General features: G+C 50.3%; 14 protein-coding genes. 1 reads left to right on the forward strand and 13 read right to left on the reverse strand.

All coding sequences use genetic code 11. The annotated features are described in order from the left end of the window. Positions 1 to 11: 11 nt before the first annotated feature. The 5 genes from C5O23_RS05135 to C5O23_RS05155 form a co-directional block, all read right to left on the reverse strand. Positions 12 to 683 carry an ABC transporter ATP-binding protein gene (locus tag C5O23_RS05135; RefSeq protein ID WP_107031880.1) on the reverse strand — a complete coding sequence of 224 codons (672 nt, stop codon included), beginning with the start codon at positions 681 to 683 and terminating at the stop codon, positions 12 to 14. A 62-nt stretch (positions 684 to 745) separates the two neighbouring features. Next, the gene (locus C5O23_RS05140) at positions 746 to 2086 is read right to left on the reverse strand and encodes an FtsX-like permease family protein (protein WP_107031881.1); all 1341 of its coding nucleotides are present in this window, start codon (positions 2084 to 2086) and stop codon (positions 746 to 748) included. Between the two features lie 8 nt (positions 2087 to 2094). After that, a complete protein-coding gene (locus tag C5O23_RS05145) occupies positions 2095 to 3396 on the reverse strand; it encodes an ABC transporter permease (RefSeq protein WP_107031882.1) in 1302 nt (433 codons plus the stop codon). Positions 3397 to 3433: 37 nt separating this feature from the next. Continuing rightward, positions 3434 to 4684 carry an efflux RND transporter periplasmic adaptor subunit gene (locus tag C5O23_RS05150; RefSeq protein ID WP_107031883.1) on the reverse strand — a complete coding sequence of 417 codons (1251 nt, stop codon included), beginning with the start codon at positions 4682 to 4684 and terminating at the stop codon, positions 3434 to 3436. 84 nt (positions 4685 to 4768) lie between these two features. Next, positions 4769 to 5890: an AI-2E family transporter gene (locus C5O23_RS05155; RefSeq protein WP_107031884.1), complete on the reverse strand. Its 1122-nt coding sequence runs from the start codon at positions 5888 to 5890 to the stop codon at positions 4769 to 4771. A 179-nt stretch (positions 5891 to 6069) separates the two neighbouring features. Here C5O23_RS05155 and C5O23_RS05160 point away from each other — a divergent pair, with 179 nt between their 5' ends. Continuing rightward, a complete protein-coding gene (locus C5O23_RS05160) occupies positions 6070 to 7401 on the forward strand; it encodes a glycoside hydrolase family 28 protein (RefSeq protein ID WP_107031942.1) in 1332 nt (443 codons plus the stop codon). An 80-nt stretch (positions 7402 to 7481) separates the two neighbouring features. On the opposite strand, the gene C5O23_RS05165 is transcribed toward C5O23_RS05160, so the two are convergent. The 8 genes from C5O23_RS05165 to C5O23_RS05200 form a co-directional block, all read right to left on the reverse strand. Further along, the gene (locus C5O23_RS05165) at positions 7482 to 8255 is read right to left on the reverse strand and encodes a prephenate dehydrogenase (protein ID WP_107031885.1); all 774 of its coding nucleotides are present in this window, start codon (positions 8253 to 8255) and stop codon (positions 7482 to 7484) included. 30 nt (positions 8256 to 8285) lie between these two features. Beyond that, positions 8286 to 9353 (reverse strand): bifunctional 3-deoxy-7-phosphoheptulonate synthase/chorismate mutase type II, encoded by a 1068-nt coding sequence (locus C5O23_RS05170; protein WP_107031886.1) that lies wholly within the window; start codon positions 9351 to 9353, stop codon positions 8286 to 8288. Positions 9354 to 9395: 42 nt separating this feature from the next. Continuing rightward, positions 9396 to 10565 (reverse strand): pyridoxal phosphate-dependent aminotransferase, encoded by a 1170-nt coding sequence (locus tag C5O23_RS05175; RefSeq protein ID WP_107031887.1) that lies wholly within the window; start codon positions 10563 to 10565, stop codon positions 9396 to 9398. Between the two features lie 77 nt (positions 10566 to 10642). Next, positions 10643 to 11488: a prephenate dehydratase gene (locus tag C5O23_RS05180; protein WP_107031888.1), complete on the reverse strand. Its 846-nt coding sequence runs from the start codon at positions 11486 to 11488 to the stop codon at positions 10643 to 10645. A gap of 322 nt (positions 11489 to 11810) precedes the next feature. Continuing rightward, positions 11811 to 15152, reverse strand: a complete 3342-nt coding sequence (locus tag C5O23_RS05185) for a UvrD-helicase domain-containing protein (protein ID WP_107031889.1) — start codon at positions 15150 to 15152, stop codon at positions 11811 to 11813. A gap of 61 nt (positions 15153 to 15213) precedes the next feature. Further along, positions 15214 to 15534 carry a translation initiation factor gene (locus C5O23_RS05190; RefSeq protein WP_160631349.1) on the reverse strand — a complete coding sequence of 107 codons (321 nt, stop codon included), beginning with the start codon at positions 15532 to 15534 and terminating at the stop codon, positions 15214 to 15216. An 82-nt stretch (positions 15535 to 15616) separates the two neighbouring features. Further along, positions 15617 to 16132, reverse strand: a complete 516-nt coding sequence (locus C5O23_RS05195; RefSeq protein WP_107031891.1) for a hypothetical protein — start codon at positions 16130 to 16132, stop codon at positions 15617 to 15619. 33 nt (positions 16133 to 16165) lie between these two features. Then, positions 16166 to 16561: a hypothetical protein gene (locus C5O23_RS05200; RefSeq protein WP_107031892.1), complete on the reverse strand. Its 396-nt coding sequence runs from the start codon at positions 16559 to 16561 to the stop codon at positions 16166 to 16168. Between the last annotated feature and the right edge of the window lie 5 nt (positions 16562 to 16566).

Consider the following 16566-nt stretch of genomic DNA (forward strand, 5'->3'; position numbering starts at 1 on the left):
ATCGCTTACTGTTACTGCACCTGACGGCCGTCGAAGAAACGGATGATGCGGTCTGTCTGACGGGCCTGCTGTTCGTTGTGGGTCACCATCATGATAGTGCGTCCGTCTTCCTTGTTAAGACTGTGGAGCAGATCCATTACCTCGGCTCCCATTTTTGAGTCGAGGTTGCCGGTCGGTTCGTCGGCAAGGATGATTTCAGGGTTTCCGACAATGGCGCGGGCTATTGCCACTCGTTGACACTGACCGCCGGAGAGCTGCGAGGGCATGTGGCGCAGACGGTGGCTGAGGCCTACACGTTCAAGCACTTCGCGCACACGGCGCTGACGCTCTGACGCGCTCATTGAGCGATAGATGAGCGGCAGTTCCACATTGTCGAGTACATTGAGCGAGTTAATCAGGTGGAAACTCTGGAAGACAAAGCCGAGTTTTGAATTGCGGAAGGCTGCGAGTTTGCTGTCTGACATTTTGCCGATTGTGGTATTGTCGATGATGACAGAGCCGCTTGTCGGTTCATCAAGCAGACCGACGATATTGAGCAGAGTCGATTTGCCACAGCCGGAGGGACCCATTACGCTGACAAATTCACCTTTTTCAATCGTGAGGTTCACATTTTCGAGTGCGAGGGTTTCGATTTCGTCTGTACGGTAGATCTTATTGATTTCTTTGAGTTCGATTGCGTTCATGATGTTATTGGGTATTGTTTGTGGGAGGTTACTGTTATGATTAATATAGTGTCTGATATCCGTTATTCTTCTCGTAGCGCTTCGATAGGGCTGATGCGGCTGATGCGCCGGGCCGGAAAATAGATACCGGCCATGACGGCTATGAGCATGATGACATAGATGACCAGCGAGACGATGGCGAAATGCGTCAGGAAATCATCATACCACAGAGGCATCAGCTGCTTGACTATTGTTATGTCATAGCCCATGAGACTGATGTCGGCCAGTCCGGAGTCATGAATGAAAAACCGGTACAGAATGCAGCCGCAGAGCCACGCCAGGGTGACCATTGCAAATCCTTCGCCGAGCATTTCGCGGATGATGAAGCCGCGCGAAGCTCCGAACGAGCGCATCACTCCGGCTTCCTCGCTGCGCTTACGTGTCTGGAGATAGAATGTGCCGGTCATGCAGAGCAGTATGTTGACAAAGAAGAACAGAGCTATTGATTTGGCGATGAAATTGTCGTTGTTGACATCGCGGGACATTCGTTCGCGCATATCGTTGTAGGGGGCGAGTGATTCGCAATAGATTTCGCCGAAGCGGTAATCCTGTTCGATTTTCGGTTTCATATCGCGGATGAACGCGCTCATGTCTACGCCTTCTTTCAGTCTGATCTCTCCGCTGAGGGTTTCTACGCCACCTTCGCGCTCCACATCTTTGTTGTTCCGTGGCTTGTAGACAATTGGGGTGCGTCCGCTTGGTGAGCGATATACGGCATCATTGACGATTCCTACAATCATTTCACGTCCGTCTTTATGCTCTTCGCCGTTCTTTTCGAAAAGAGAGTGGCCGATGGCATTTTCCCCAGGGAAGAGAAATTCGGCTATAGATTTCGAGACTATTATCTGGCTTTTGGTCATTGCTTGCTCCTCGAAGCCGGCGTGGTCGGTATTGGAGGCATCTTTCAGACCGAATGTCTTGAAAAAATCCGTGCCACGCCAGAAGTTTATATAAATGGCGTTGATAGAAACTTTGTTTTTCTCGCCGGCGCTGTCGGAGGTCACTTTCGGGATGGTGTTCATCCACAGGCCCATTTTTTCAAAAGTATATTGACCTGTGATAGTCGCCGCTTCCACACGGCTGTCATCACGGACCATGTCAATGATGCGGATGACGTCGGCCATCTTACTGTCGATGTCGCGCTCTTCATAGCCGGAGGGCATGGCATCTGACGGGAGCTCTCTAAACTGAAACGTGACAAGCCGGTCTATGTCGTAGCCGAGAGGTGAGAGTCGGTTGTATTCGTTGACAATCACTTTGTCAAGCAGCTTCCAGGAAATGAACACCGCTATGCAGAGTTCAAGCATTATCCAGAGATAGCGCTGGCGGTGGGCAATGAGATTTCTATATATAAGTTTTAACATGACGGAGATTATCGTTTTGAATTAAGGGAGTTGACTATCGGTCTGCGCAGTGACAGACGGGCGGGAATATAGGCAGAGAGGAGATTGAGTATGAGGCAGAAGAGAAGGGCTCCGATAAAAATTGCGGGGGCGAAAAGCATTTCGGCACTGATGTCTATCGGTGCGTCGATCATCTCCCATGAGCTGACAAGCAGCTGGAGCAGCTGACGGCGCCCTATGAGCACTATGCCCCAGGCTATCAAGAAGCCTATGAGACCACCTGCAAGGGTCAGCACGAAGTTTTCAAACATCACCTGGCGTATCAGATTGCCGCGGGTGGCTCCGAATGAGCGGCGGAGTCCGGTTTCAGCCAGGCGACGGTCCATCTGACCGCCGATCATGCCACTGATGTTGATGGCAGGAACAATCAGCAGAACGAGGAGCATGATTATAAGTGATCTGACTGCATTTTCCAAGGGGATCGGCTCGGCTTCATTCCCTTCGAGCAGTCCTTCATAGTGAGTCTTGATTTTGGCGCCGTTGATTTTGAATCCATCGGCATCTGCCGCCCGGCTGATCTTGTCATTGTACTCAGCCATAAAACGTTCGCGCTGTCTGCTGTCGCTGAATTTGATATAGGCGCAGAAACTGCCGAGATAGTCTTTCAAAGATCCGTTATATCCGGACATTGACATTGGAGTTATGGTATAGGGCCTTATGATGTCCGCATAGGAAGTGTTGGCCACCGGGTTACCGCGACGGATGACTCCTACAACCTTGTGTGGACGGTAGTCGATGAGGATTTCACTCCCGACGGCATTTTCCGGGCTGCCGAAAACTCTTTCGGCGATCGTGTTGGTGATCACAACGAAAAAGGGTTTCTCGCTTTCGACCTCTATTTCGCTGAACGGGCGTCCGGCAAGGAACTCGTAGTCATAGAGTCTGAAGAAATTTCTGTCGGTCAGTTTTGAAACGGCTTTGATTGTGCCGTTTGGAGTAGATATCGTTGCACCTTCATACCCTGTTGGAGCTATAATACTGCAAAATTCGATGTTTTCGGAGTTGGAGATGAATTCGTCAATGAATTTTTTGCTTATAAGACTCCCTTGTGTGCTGGAGGTGCTGTCATTTCGTATCTGGATGTAGGCTGCGTAGCTTGTGGTGTCACGGTGGTATTCAGGATAAAGCGGGGCGATATTTACGTAGTAGATAATGGCATAGACCATCGTGAAGGCCACTGCGAATGCCACGCCGCCGATGTAGAGAGCCGTGAATCCCGGATTGGCCCGCGATTCGCGCCATAATTGTCTGAGTGATGAACGGATCTGCATGTCTGGTTGGGTATGTATGTTGAAAAGGTTAAATTTTTTATTTCACTTTGACTGACGTGGCGTTGATGAAGCGTTTCATGTCGCTGACAACCACACGGTCACCGTCATTGAGACCGTCAACCACTTCTACAAATTCGAAATTGCTGTCGCCGAGGCGCACTGAGCGGCGCTCAAGTTTGTCATCGCCGTTGAAAACAAACAGTTCATATGAGCCAGGACCGGTGTAGAAACTTCCGTTTTTTATGCGGCGGACATCTTCCATCACGTTACACATTATATATACGTCGGTTTTCAATCCTGAGCGCAGGCGCCGGTCGGCATCATCGTCAAGGCGGACCGAAAATGAGATTACACCGTTGCGCGAGAGGGGGGTGACGTTGCTGACTATCCCGTCCATGCGTTCGTTGCGGCCTATGCGTACCACTGCTTTGGAACCTACGCGGATGCGGTCGCCATAGGCATCGGCTATCTCTCCGTCAACCTTGAAATGGCTTAGGTCCGAAATGATGGCTATTTTTTCGCCTTCGGAGACCTTCTGTCCTATCTGGTCGTTGATGAATGTGAGAGTTGCTTTGCGCGGAGCCTTGATCTGCGCGTCATCAAGGGTGCGGCTCATCTCGCCGAGATTCTTGCGGGCTATGTTGATGTCGAGGTTTTTGACACTAAGGCCGGCATCGGTCACTTTGCGCTCGTTGGCAAGTTGCTGGCGCATCTGTTCGAGTTCGAGTTTCCCGGTGCTGTAGGCAAGTTTGGCCTGACGCACACGGTCGCCTGTGCCTGAACCGAGACTGTCGAGATAGCATTCGTTGCGCAGTTCGGCTTCGAGGCGGTTGACTGTCATTTCTTTTACCTTGACCTGCATGGCAAGATCGCTGACACGGGTGTTGTTGTTGACCTTCTGCTGCTCAAGCTCGTAGTTCTTCATCTGTATCTGATCTTTGAGCTTGTTGAGCTCGGTCTCGGTGCTCTGCAGGTCGAGCCTCAGTAGGGGAGTGCCGATGTCTACACTGTCGCCGGCTTTGCAGTAGACCTCGATGATACGGCTGTTGATAGGCGAGTTTATGATCTCTTCGAATGCCGGAACAATGCTGCCGCTGCCGGTTACTGACGTCTCGATGGTGCCGCTGTCTACTGTGGTTATAAGCAGATCCTCGCGGTCTACGCTCTGGCGGCTGGCTATCAGCAGTGTGATCAGTCCGGCTGCAAGCGCGGTTCCACCTATTATATAAGGCAGGTATTTGCGGCGCCGTGCGCTGTTGCGTTCTTTTGGGGTAAGTTCTCTATCCATTTGTGATGTCTGGGGTTATTTTCTGCAATACAATATTGCATTAATCGTGCCAAACTCACAAATGGTTGAAAATCAAGCGTAAGATTATTTCATCGGTGTCCGATTTCGGACATTTTCGTCCGTTGTACGCACGCTGTCCGTACATCCGGGGCGGATTACGTATTCTTCATAGTAGGCAAGAAGCAGAGTGGTAAGAGGAAGGGCTATGATCATGCCTATCAGGCCCAGCAGTGTGCCCCATACCGATAGTGACAGCAGGATTATGGCAGGGTTCAGTCCCATTGCCTTGCCCATGATCTTTGGAGTCAGTATGTAGTCACAGGTGCACTGGCTTATGGCATAGACCAGCAGGCATTTTCCGAATTCGGTCCAGAAACCGGCTTCGCCGTTCATGGAGACTATCATGCAGACGAAGGCTACCGGAATGATGGTGATATACTGGAAATAGGGTATCATGTAGAGCACTCCCACAAGCAGTCCGAGCACAATGGCCATCGGTATGCCGACAATCGAGAAGCCGACACAATAGAACACTGCCGCACATAACGCCAGCAGGGCCTGTCCGCGGAAATAACGGTTCATGCTGCTCTTGATGTCATTGCCTATCCGGTAGGCTATCGGGCGGTATTTCGGGGGTACGAGCAGGCCGAAACCGCGCATTATGTGCTGATAGTCAAGAAGAATGAAGATCACATAAATGAAAGCCAGAAACCATTCGAGAGTGTGGATCACAAATCCTACTGATGCAGATATCATTGATGTCCCTTTGCTGAGTATTGATTCAAGATGCTGACCTTCAAGCAGCCTGACCATTGTGTCATCATCAAAATAGGCGGCCAGATAGTCGTGAACTTCTTTGGGGATGAAGGGTAGCGACCTGTTGTGAGCCGAATAGTCGCGTATTATCGCAGCCATGTCATGGATTTCTTTCAGCACAGACGGCAGGAAGAAATAGATCAGGCCTCCGATAACAAGTGTCACTTCCGTCAGGGTGAAGAAAATAGCCACAATGCGCCAGTGTAGATGCAGTTTTTTCAGATTGAATTCAACCAGCGGTTCAAGAATGTAAGAGATCAGACATGCCAGACAGAAAGGCAGAAGCACGTTGCTCAGCCTGTTGACAAGCCAGTAGGCTCCAGCGATAAACGCGAGACCGATCAGTATGCGTATTACCCTGTCAAAGGTGAATGGACGAGACTGTGACATGACAAAACCTGAATTGAAACGTGTTCTGAAAAATAGTGTATATCTTAATAAAGGCTTACTCAGGCAAAAAGTTTTTTGTAACTTTGCAGAATATTGGCAAAATCAATACCCGGATAACTGATCAGGCTCTTCTGGAGCTATATGGACTGATAATAAACTTAATCAAAATACCGGAATCAATGGAACTTAAATCTAAACTCCTGTCTCTCTCCCTGTTACTTGCTGCCGGATTTTCGGCTCAGGCCGAATTCAAGCAGTTTCCTGACGGAAGCCCGGTGCCGGCGTGGTTCAACGACGCGCATCAGCCGGAGCTCAACTCTCTCGGAAAGCAATATGTGGTGACCGAACATGGTGTGGTCAATGACAGCACCGTCATCCAGACCGAACGTATTCAGGCTGTCATTGATCTCGCAGCTCAGAATGGCGGAGGTGTGGTTGTGATCCCTGAAGGCACTTTCCTCAGCGGTTCGCTCTTTTTCAAGCCGTCTACCCATCTGCATCTTCTCAAAGGAGGCAAACTGAAAGGCAGCGATGCGATAACCCACTATGAGATTGTCAAGACCCGTCTCGAAGGACAGACTCTCGACTATTTCGCAGCTCTGATCAATGCCGACAACTGCAATGGTTTTACCATCACCGGTGAAGGCACTATCGACGGCAACGGCCACCGTTTCTATGACGAATTCTGGCTTCGCCGCAAGGTCAACAAAAAGTGTACCAACCTGGAGGCTCTTCGTCCGCGTATGGTCTATATTTCCAACTCCAAGGATGTGACAGTGGGCGGCGTGCGCATGGTCAACTCAGGTTTCTGGACCAATCATCTTTACAACTGCGAACGAGTGAAATATCTCGGCGTGACCATCCTTGCTCCGACTGACGGCTATCCCAAAGGCCCCAGCACCGACGCAATTGACATGGATGTCTGCAACGATGTTCTGATCAGCCAGTGCTACATGAACGTCAATGACGACGGTGTATGTCTCAAAGGTGGCAAAGGAACTTATGTCGACACTATTCCCGGCAACGGTCCTGTTACCAATGTCATCATCGACCGCTGCACTTTCGGCAAGACAAATGCCGGCGTGACTTTCGGCAGCGAGGCCTGGGACTGCTCCAATGTCATAATGAAAGACTGCAAGTTTGAAGACACCTACCATGTGCTTCTTTTCAAGATGCGTCCCGACACCCCGCAGCAGTATCGTAATGTTCTGATTGACGGAGCCACAGGCCGTGTGCGCACAGCTCTTGAAGTACAGACCTGGCGCCAGTTCTTCAACAAGGTTGAGCGCGATCCGATGCCTGAGTCGGGAGTGGACAATGTTGTGTTCCGCAACGGACATCTCGAATGCACCCGCGATTTCTACCGTCAGGGACAAGGCGACTTCTACACCCTCAAGAACTTCATCTTCCGCGACATCTGGGCCACTGATCCCGCCGGTGGAGCATTCGACACCAGCGGCATTCAGGACTGCATCATCCAGAACGTCACCATCAACGATGTGAAAAGATAAACCGTTCCGATAACGAATAAAAAGCAAACAGGCTGTGCACACGCGCACAGCCTGTTTGCTTTTTATAAGGAGCTAAAATGTTATTCCACATTCTGGCGGACGCGGGCGAGGTAGGCTTTCATGGCTTCGCTGTCGTGGCGCTTGATGATGTCAAGAAGTTCAGCCATCTGCGACTGGATTTTCATCAGCTGCTCCGGGGTGTTGGGGTTGAAGAGTATCTCGCTGACAAGGTAATCGTCTTCCGACATGAGACCGCGGGCTATCTGCATGTGGCGTTTGAAGGTTGTGCCCGGCGCTTCCTGATGCTTCATCACTCCGGCAAATGCCAGTGTGGCGGCAAAGGGTATGGAGAGCGAATAGGCTATGGTTTCGTCATGCTCCTTGAATGTATATTCTACGATGTTCAGGTGCAGTCGCGAATATATGTCGCGGAAGAAGATCTTGCCGAGGTGGTCTCCTTCGCTGATGATGATGGCGTTTTCGTTGCTCAGATTGCTGAGTGAGGCGAATGTCGGGCCGAACATCGGATGGGTGCTGACATAGGGGTGTCCGCATCCGGCGTAGAACTCAGGCAGACCTGTCTTGACTGAGGCTATATCGCTGATTATGCACGATTTTGAAAGGTAGGGGAGCACGGCCTTGAAGGCATCAAGGGTGTACTTCACGGTGGAAGCGTTGATAACGAGCTGCGGGTCGAATTCCCTGACTTCTTCAAGCTCTTTGAAGCGCTGGGCGTTGAATGTGAAGCGCAGGCGTTTGGGGTCTGGATCATAGACGGCTACATCATGATCGAATGAAAGCAGGTCGCAAAAGAAACTGCCCATTTTCCCTGCTCCGAGAATCAGAATTTTCATTATCTTGTGAGGAGGCTTCAAAAGAGTTTCTTATTTGTTGATTTCTACCTGAAGACGTACAGATTCCTCGTGGATGGCCGAAAGGATCGAGCGCATGAATTCTTCTCCGATGCCCATTGATTTGGCTGCAAGGATTCGGGTGCTCATCACATCGCCGTAACGATTGGGCTGGACCACAGGCATGTTGTGGTCACGTTTGTAAGTGCCGATCTCGCGGGAGATGTTCATTCGCTTGGCGAGCACTTCAAGCAGTTCATTGTCGAGCTGGTCGATCTGACGGCGCAGTTGCACAAGGCTTTCGGCAGGAGCCGGAGCATCACGGTAGACGAGGTTGTCGAGAATCACACTGAGCACTTCAGGTGTGATCTGTTGGTTCTTGTCACTCCAGGCACAGTCGGGGTTGCAGTGACTCTCGATGATCAGGCCGTCAAAGCCCATGTCGAGCGCCTGCTGAGAGAGTGAGGCGATAAGTTCGCGCTTGCCTCCGATGTGACTCGGATCACAGATGATGGGGATCTGCGGATAGCGGATGCGGAGTTCGAGAGGAATGCGCCACTGGGGATGGTTGCGGTAGATGTGTTCGCCATATGTAGAGAATCCGCGATGGATCACACCGAGGCGGGTGATGCCTGCGTTGTAAAGGCGTTCAAGTGCGCCGATCCATAGCTCAAGATCCGGATTGACAGGATTTTTTACAAGCACTGGAATGTCACGGCCGCTTTCGCGGAGCACATCGGCGATCTCCTGCATTGCAAACGGGTTGGCCGATGTGCGGGCTCCGATCCAGAGAAGGTCCAGGTCATATTCAAGCGCGGCTTCGACATGGCTGCGGTTTGCAACCTCAGTCGAGATCTTCATGCCGGTTTCCTTGCGGACTTTATTGAGCCATGCGAGTCCGGGGACGCCTACACCCTCGAATCCGCCGGGCTTGGTTCGGGGTTTCCAGATGCCGGCTCGGTAGATTTTCACTCCTTTGCGTGCAAGCTGGGTGGCTGTTTCGAGCACTTGTTCTTCTGTTTCGGCGCTGCAGGGGCCTGAGATTATAATGGGTTTTGAGAGTTCTACTCCGTCAATTGCGAGCGGTTGAATATTTTCCATGACTGTTGTTGTGTATAGAGGTGTGTGGGTTAGTATATTATCTTATTTCTGGCTGTCGAGCGCAAGAATTCGCTGCAGGGCTTCCTTCATTCGGTCTTCTGTGGCGCAGAGCGAGATGCGTATATAGCGTTCGCCGTTTGATCCGAAGATAAATCCGGGAGTGAGGAATACTTTAGCCTCTTTGAGCAGACGGTCGGCAAGAGTTTCTGATGTCACATCCGGATCGTTGATGCGTCCCCAGAGGAAGAGGCCTTTCTGCGATGGGTCGAATGAACATCCGAGGGCAGTCATGAGCTCCTCGGCCACTTTGCGGCGAGAACCGTAGAGGGCATTGACTTCGTCATACCAGCTTTGGTCTGCTTCAAGAGCCTTGGTGGCGGCAAGCATGAGCGGCTTGAACTGTCCGGAGTCTATGTTGCTCTTGACTTTCAGTATCCAGGAAATGAATGTGGGGTTTGAAGCTGCCATGCCCACACGCCAGCCAGGCATGTTGTGGCTCTTGCTGAGCGAATTCATTTCAATAGCTATCTCCTTGGCTCCCGGCACCTGAAGAATGCTCATCGGATGATCGTTGAGGATGAAAGAGTAGGGGTTGTCATTCACTATCACTATGCCGTGTTTCTTGCCGAAAGCAATGGCTTTCTCAAACGTCTCCATTCTGGCTGCTGCGCCTGTCGGCATGTGGGGATAGTTGAGCCACATGAGTTTTATGCGATCAAGAGGAAGCTTCTCAAGAACCTCGAAATCGGGCTGCCATCCGCTTTCCTCTTTGAGATCATAACTGAAGATTTCGGCTCCCACAAGGCGGCTGATAGAAGAATAGGTAGGATAGCCGGGGTTGGGAACGAGTACTCCGTCGCCAGGATTCAGAAAGGCCAGTGAGATATGAGTCACAGCTTCTTTAGATCCGATCAGCGGCTGAATCTCTGATTTGGGATCAAGTTCGACACCATACCACTTTCTGTACCATCCCGCAAAAGCCTGGCGGAGTTCCGGCAGGCCTACGTGTGGCTGATAGCCGTGATTATCGGGGGCTTGCAATGCAGCTGCCATAGTGTCGATCACATCTTTGTGAGGCGGACGGTCTGGGCCTCCGATGCCGAGCGAGATGACATCGTGTCCGGCGGCTTTCATTGCGGCCACTTCCTTGAGTTTGGTTGAGAAGTAATATTCCTTTATGTTTTCAACTCTTTGAGAGGGGCGGATTTCCATCGTAATCTAAATTTATTGAGAGATCAGCCGGCGCAGTTTCCCAGAGTCGGCTTTGAACTGAATTATAGTCTGTCGGATTAATGTGTCATTTGGGCTTCGGCATATTCTCCGAGCACTTTAAGATCTTTGATCAGAGGCCTGACGGCTTCCATTGCCTGATGATAGCGCACGAGGCTGTCAAAAGTGAAATCAACATAGAACCGGTATTCCCACTCGCGGCCTATTATAGGCATCGACTGTATTTTGGAGAGATTGATATCGAAAAACGAGAGTATGGTCAGAATTTTCGACAGCGCTCCTTGTGTGTGGGGGGTGGTGAATACGATCGAGGCTTTGTTGATGTCTCTTTCCGCAGGTCCGTATTCTGCTGCGAGCAGCGGATCTGCCAGAATAAGGAATCGGGTGAAGTTGCGTTTGTTGGTCTCGATCCCTTTTTCAAGTATGTTGAGTCCGTAGAGATTGGCGGCATATTCTCCACAGACCGCTGCGTGGCCTGTCAGATTTCCTTCGGCTATCTCTTTGGCGCTTCCGGCTGTGTCAAGGCGCTCTACGATTTTGAGGTTGGGATGGCGGCGAAGAAACTGTTCGCATTGCATGAGAGCCATAGGGTGGGAGTTGACCTCCGACAATTCGTCAATAGTCTGTCCGGGAAGAGAGGCTATCACGTGTGATATTCGGAGTTTCAGCTCTCCGATGATCGAGAGATTGCTCTGACGCAGCAGTTCGTGGTTCTGCAGGAGGCTGCCGGCTATTGTGTTTTCAATCGCCATTATTCCGAAGAGTGACGCATCGTTAGCCAGAGTCTCGAACATGGCCGGAAACGTTTCGCATGCCACTGTCTGTATTTCTTCTCCGTTGAAGTAGAGGTGTGCGGCGGCATCGTGATAGCAGCCGGCTACTCCCTGGATTGTGACCTTTTTCATTGTCGGTTATGATAATTAAAAAATCCCGTTTTCACATTGGAGAACGGGATCGTTATTCGATATTATAAAAATTAGTCTGATGCAAAAAAATCACACATGCAAATCCCGTTCTTATTTTTTGTCAAAATAAAAATAATAAAAATAGGAGTATGCGTAAAATCGCTTCATGTCTGATTCTGAAAAATTATTTTTGAAATCTTTGCCACAAAAATAGGCATTCTTAGAGGAACGGCCAAATAAAATTTAATAAAATTAATGTGCGGAACTGTAAAAATGTTATATTTTTGCTGTTTTTTCAAGAAAATAGCAATATTTTGCTCTGTCAGACAGCAAATTCAACTATTTCGCCACTGTCGAGATAGTAAAGATAGGCACGGAGATTCTGATATCCGAGTTCCGCGAGCAGACGGGCGTATTCTATCAGCTGCCGGCGATATTTGCCTGCCGGCTGCGATCCGCTTTTGAAATCGATGATGTCGATATGGCCGTCGGCGGTCCACACCACGCGGTCAGGGCGTCGTGATTCTGACGGAGATAGAACCACAGGTCGCTCTATCAGCAGCCGCGTGTAGCCGTCGAACCATCGGGCCGCCCGCGGATCCTTTACCCTGCTCTCTATGATCGCGTGGATTTCCTCAATATCCGCCTCTGTCAGTTCTTTTGCTTTTTTTGAATGGCGCAGATTATTGACTGCCACCGGAACATCTGCCACCGTGCGTATTGCAGCCATTGTGTCATGAAGCATTATGCCGCGGTCGCGGGCATCTTCGATATTGTAATATTTCTCTTCGAGATGCGTATTGTCCCAGAACGAACGGTGTGACTTGGAGTCGTAGCAATCCACTTCAAGCAGTCTTGATGGAGTGAGAGACGTTTTCTCCGCATGTTCTTCTGTCGATTTGACCGATGGCTGGCCGAGAGTGATCAGGCTGTCGGCCAGCGAGAATGACGTGAATGGCGATTGCGAGAGATCGTGAATGCCATTGATCTGTTCGAGACCCCGGCAGAAGGTTGGATCGCACATTGTCAAGGCATTGTAGATGTCAGGACCTATGCTTGCACCCTTTGCTTCTGGTGAAGTTATGCCTATATGCAACTCATCGACGGCTCTTGTGAAAGCCACATACAGAAGATTGACAGTGTCAAGTTTTGCCTGGGCTGTCACTTCAGCATACCTGTCGGCAAAGACAGTCCCCTCCATTGACGATGACAGTTTCAGCGGAATCATCGGCGGAATGCAGTCGGTCGGAACGCCCGGAATTTCATCAATCTCGAACCAGGCGAGTTCCGAATGTGACCCGCTGCTCATCTGGGCGAATGGAATGTGCACGCAGGGATATTCCAGACCTTTGGATTTGTGGATGGTCAGGATGTTGAGCGCGCTGTCGTCCTTGGCTCCGGCTACAGCCGATTTGTGGCCTGATTCGTCCCACCACCTCAGGAATGCTCGTATGTCACCCTGCCCGCGCCCCACGAATTCAGTGACCAGATCCTGAAATGCGGTGAGGTAGAGATTTTCATCACGGCGGCTTTTTTCGGGAACGAAATTGACAATGATGTTCTCGACCAGGGATACGAGGTCGATTGAAGTCGGGCTCTGACCGGTTGATCCGGACTCTTTCTTAGGGTCAGCCATTTCGCTGACGGTATTTCCCTCTGCACGTAAAGCGAGATCAAGAGCGGAGGCCGGGGTCATGGCGCTGTCGGTGCGCAGTGATTCGTAACGGTTGATGAGGTTGGCTATCTCGCGTTGGGTCTTTTTGCGCGGACTTGTAGAGAAATCCGTAGATGAAAGAAGACGCAGTCGGCTCAGAATAAGAGACACCGCAGGAGAGTTGCCGATGAGAAGCGAGGAGTCTGACACGATCCTGAACACAGGGAACGACGGATCAGCTTTCCTGACATCCTCAAGATGACCGATCACTGCATTTCCTTCATCCCATCGTCTGACAAGGATAGCAATGTCCCCCGGACGATAGCCCGACATCAGTTGGCGACGCAGTTCCACGGTCAGATTGTCAAGAGCCTCGGTCATCCAGTCTTCTTTCTTCGTGCCGGAATAGACTTTGACTCTGACATAGCCGCGGTGAGAGAGGTGTTTCGGTGAAATCTGCTGGGCTACATTGGAATATATGTCCTCATATCCAAGGTTTTTCACCAAAGCGGAGAAAAAAGTGTTATTGAATCTGATAACATCGGCCGATGATCTCCAGTTGGTATTCTCTTCAATGGTATTTCCGCTGATGACGGTGCGTCCCTGGGCCATTTCTTCGGTGTGGAGATTGTGCAGCAGGGTGGGGTCGCTGTTTCGGAAGCGGTAGATACATTGCTTTTCATCACCGATGACAAGATTGTCGTTATCATAGGCAAGGCTTTCGCTGATCAGTGGCCTGATGTTCTGCCACTGACTGTGGGATGTATCCTGAAATTCATCGATCAGATAATGCTTGAACCACACTCCGACTCTTTCATAGAGAAACGGAGCGTCTTCGTTGCCTATGATCTTTGCAATAAGCGCGTTGGTGTCACTCAGCAGAATAGTTGAGTTTTCTTGCCGGAATTTGTCAAGATATGCTGTAAGAGTCGAAAGCATACCCAGCTGATAGAGATTCGCGGCTATGATTTTCAGCGGTCTGACATTTTTTGCGCAGAATGACATTGATGCCACGGCATTGCTTATCAGCCCGTCGAGTTCCGGTGTGCGTAGCGGCGATGTCTTGCCTTTCTTGACGTATGCCTGCTCTATGTCGTCTTCGACCTTGGCTATCGTAGCGGAAAGAGCCTTGCTGTCATAGCCGTTCTTCTGCCATTTGACAAGGGGCTTGTAGACATTCGTCAAGATTATGTCACGTGATTTTTTGTCATCAATGGCATCTACCGCAGCCTTGCATGCGGCAGCAGTCTGGCGGGTGATTTTGCCTATTATATTATATATGTGGTTCTTGAAATTGTCAAATTTCTTTTCATCGGCAAAATACTCCATCAACCGGCTCTCATTTTCCCGGAAAACGTCATCAGTGATGTCGTTGATGAATGAAATAAGATCACGGTGAATATATGAACTGCGGTTGAATATGTTGAACGTGCGCCCGTCCTCAATCAGATGAGTCATGTAGCTGGAAAGCCAGTTGATGAGATAATTCGTGCGGGCAGTCTGTTCTCCGTGGTTGAGGTCTTGGAGCAGTTTGTCAACACTCATTCCTATCACACCCTTGTCATCAAGCTCAAGTTCGTAGTTGCCTGACACTTCAGCTTCGCGTGCGAATGACCGCAATATGAGCTGGAAGAAGGAGTCGATGGTCGAGACGCTGAAGAAGTTGAAATCGTAGAGCAGGCCGCGCAATGCAGTGGCGGCTGCGGCTTTCAGGTCTTCGGATGTGCAGCGGAATGCAGCACACAGATCAGCTTCATAGGGGCTTGTCTTGGTCCAGCCTTTCTCCAGTCCGGCAATGACGGCAAGTTCATGGATGATTCGGATTTTCATTTCCTCTGTGGCCTTGTTGGTAAACGTGATGGCCAGCACGGATCTGTGTGATCCGTTTGCAGATTTGCGCAGATGGTATCTGCCCGATTCATCTTTTCTGCCGAGAAGCAGTTTGATATATTCACGGGCAAGGGTAAATGTCTTTCCGGAACCGGCCGAAGCCTTGTAGATGTTAATCATTGAAAGGAGGAAACAGGGGAGGTGCTTGCTGTATATGATGTGGCGCTGGAGGGCTATGGTTTTATCTGACCTTATAGCCCATTTCAGAGAGCAGTTTTTTCAACTCTTCTTTGCGGTCGCCCTGGATGAGAATCTCTCCACAGCGGGCCGATCCGCCGGTTGAGAGGCGCGATTTCAGTTGCGACGCAATTTCTTTGAGCCTGTTCTCGTCACATTTGAACCCGACCGCAAGAGTGGCGGTTTTGCCTTTGCGCCCTTTCTTGTCAAGAATTACTTCAATGGTCTCAGGCTCTTTTGCCTGGGTCGGCTTTTCTTCAATAAACTCTTCCCGGTCTATCTCGCCTGATGCGATTTTCTGGGATAACAGATCTTTCCAGTCCAAATTCAGAGGCGTTTAAAAAAGATTATGTTTAATGCTTTCGCCGGCCAAGGGGGCCGGCGAGGCTGTCATAGGATATGTTGTTTCAGTGGATATGTCCGCAGTCCTGATTGATGGAATCGACAACGGCCGGATCAGTGACTTTGCCAATTTCAGTGGCCGGAACTTCCCAGTCATGATCCGATGGGATTTCGCGCGGATTGTCCAGCGCATGGACTATGGTAGATAGGGTCATGGCGTATTTTTCCTGCTCTACCGGGAGCGTACGATAGAAATTCTGGGCCGAATCTGCATTCAGTTTGAAAGCCTCCCGATAGCAGCGGGCAGCCAGCTGGATGTCATCAGGATTGTCCGTACGGTCATTGAGCTGCATATAGAGTATTGAAAGCCGGGCATAGTCAGAGGCTTCGATTCCCTCTTTTTCGGCGGAGGTCATGATGCCGTTGCAGATGTCGCGGGTTGCATTCATGTCTTCATCGGCAATAGCTATTTCCGCTGCGGCAAACTGATCGGAAACCGAATGGCCTTTGCCACACGAACTGGTTGACAGCGACAATCCGACAATAGTTACTGCAAGAAGATATTTCAGGTTGTGTGCCATTGTAAAGATTCTGAGTGAGACATTAGGTGGTTGTCATTCATTGCGGCGCTGGAAGAGGTAGCTTACTCCGCCGCTTTCAAGCTGAAGAGAGAAGTCATTGTGTGAAATTATTTTCCGAGCCACTCGTGTCGGAATATCTCCGATCAGAGTGCTGTCTCCGTCAAAGTGAATGGAGCCGGGGGTGAGTTCTATGATCAGAGAGTCATTGGCCACATCCCAGTTGCCGTCCACGCTGTATGTGAGCACACCCGGTTTCATCGCGGTGACTGTGCAGGTGGCATCCTTGCGCAGTTGCATCACGGGTTCAGTCTGTGACAACTCAGGGTTGTAATATGTGCCGATAATCTGACGGGCTTCCTTGCTCAGATGGCTGCAGGATGCCACAGCTAAGCTTCCAAGGAGAAGAAGAGAGATACGGAAATTTTTCATTCGGG

It is taken from the genome of Duncaniella muris (genome assembly GCF_003024805.1).
Taxonomy (GTDB): domain Bacteria; phylum Bacteroidota; class Bacteroidia; order Bacteroidales; family Muribaculaceae; genus Duncaniella; species Duncaniella muris.